Origin of the sequence: Acinetobacter sp. V2, assembly GCF_001188385.1 — a bacterium.
Lineage (GTDB): Bacteria > Pseudomonadota > Gammaproteobacteria > Pseudomonadales > Moraxellaceae > Acinetobacter > Acinetobacter oleivorans.
Map to the genome: position 1 here is coordinate 331,388 of NZ_JZFB01000001.1, position 1,913 is coordinate 333,300.

3 protein-coding genes are annotated in these 1,913 nt (G+C 37.3%); 2 read left to right on the top strand and 1 reads right to left on the bottom strand.

Going from position 1 to position 1,913, the window contains the following annotated elements; genetic code table 11:
- Positions 1-568, top strand: a 568-nt coding sequence (locus UC75_RS19680) for an arsenic resistance protein (protein ID WP_416202192.1), incomplete at its 5' end; no start/stop codon positions are given.
- Positions 569-650: 82 nt separating this feature from the next.
- Here the strand turns inward: UC75_RS19680 and UC75_RS01515 are convergent.
- Entirely contained in the window at positions 651-1,553 is a 903-nt protein-coding gene (locus tag UC75_RS01515; RefSeq protein ID WP_049836464.1) for a LysR family transcriptional regulator, read from the bottom strand.
- A 101-nt stretch (positions 1,554-1,654) separates the two neighbouring features.
- On the opposite strand from UC75_RS01515, the gene UC75_RS19685 reads away from it, so the two are divergent.
- On the top strand, positions 1,655-1,913 hold a 259-nt coding region (locus tag UC75_RS19685), incomplete at its 3' end, for a chromate transporter (RefSeq protein ID WP_228137011.1).

The following is a 1,913-nucleotide window of genomic DNA, read 5'->3' on the forward strand; positions in this document are numbered from 1 at the left end:
TTATGCATGGTTATTCTTGACCTTTTTGCCACCATATTTTGGTGTGGCAGGGCAAGTCATTGATGTCAATTTCTGGACTATTACACATGCGGTTTTGGTGTACTTAGGTATTCCATTTTTAATGGGATTTTTAACGCGTTTGATTTTAGTTAAATCAAAAGGGTTAGATTGGTATCAAACTAAATTTTTACCAAAAATCAGTCCGCTTAGTTTAATTGCTTTACTATTCACGATTGTTGCTATGTTTAGTCTAAAAGGTGGTGATGTGGTGAGCTTACCTTTAGATGTATTACGTATTGCAATTCCACTCACGATTTACTTTGTGGTCATGTTCTTTATTAGCTTCTTTATGAGTAAACGTATGGGGAATAATTACCCGCGTACAGCGGCAATTTCATTTACCGCGGCAGGTAATAACTTTGAGTTGGCTTTAGCTGTTGCGATTGCAACTTTCGGTTTAGCATCACCTGTGGCATTTACCACAGTGATTGGACCATTGGTTGAAGTACCTGTGCTGATTTTATTGGTTTCAGTTTCACTTTGGCTAAAGAAAAAGTATTACACTTAAGAAATATAACAAAATTTATTTGTTTAGGGGGGTATTAAAGTGCCTTTATACAGGCACTTTTTTATTGTCTCGTTATTCACACTCAAGTCATCGTTGGTAATAGTTTTTGTAGTAGTTCAATGAAGTTTGAAACTTTGGCTGAATTTTCATTTTCACGTGTAATCAAGTAAATAGGAGCATTCATTTTTATAGAATCATCAAACTCGCGATATACAATTTCATGTTCCCAAAAGTTATGCATTGAGGCTGGCACAATTGTTATACCAATTCCAGCAGCAACTAAATTTAATGTTGCGGTAGGACGAGGTGCTTCTTGAATAATGCGTGGACTAAAGCCTGCTTGATAGCAACTATATAAAATATTGTCATATAAACCTTGTCCTGAAGAACGACGGTATAAAACAAAATTTTCATCTGATAAGTCATTTGAGCTAATTTTTTCTTTTTGTGTAAGTGGGTGGCCCATAGGTAATGCCACTACCATTGGCTCATCTAATATATGAAGATGCTTTAGCCCAATATCACGGCTGATGGGTGCTCTTAAAAAAGCGATATCAAGTTTCTCTGAGATTAATCGATCTAATTGTTTTTGGCTGCCTGCTTCTTCAAGTTTGGTTAGTACCTTTGGATATATTTCTCGATATGACCGCAATACGAGTGAAATGAGCGGATGTAAACCTGCGGAACTCGTAAAACCAATATTAAGTTGTCCAGTTTTACCTTGGCTAACATCTTGGACTAATTTTGGAATATGTTTGGCATGTTCTAATAAAAGTTGTGCTTCTTTAAATAAAGCTAAACCCGCTTCTGTGGGTTCAATACCACGAGGCTGGCGAATAAGTAACTGAGTGCCGAGTTCTTCTTCAAGTTTTTTGAGTAAACGTGTCAAAGGTGGTTGTTGAATAAATAATCGGTTTGCAGCATGAGTGATATTTCTTTCTTCTACCACCACCACAAAGGCATGAAGCTTATGTAAATCGAGCATAGGAATACCTTTAGGGTATGGTTAGTGAAAATAAAAGCATTTGTAGATATATCATAAAAGTAGCATTCTATCTTGGTCAGATAAAGTGAAAAGTAACGAAAATGAACCATGTTGAGATTGCTGTGCAGAAGGAGACCATACCGACTTGCACAGAACTGTTTTTAGGTTTTTTAACATTAGGTTTAATCGGATTTGGTGGTGTATTACCTTTGGCTCGTAAAGTCGTTGTAGAGCAGAGGCAGTGGCTAAGTCCTGAAAAATTCACTGAGTTACTGGGTCTGTGTCAATTTTTACCGGGCGGCAATATCATTAATTTATCGGTTGCGATTGGCATGGAGTTTCGCGGTGTCCGTGGCGCGG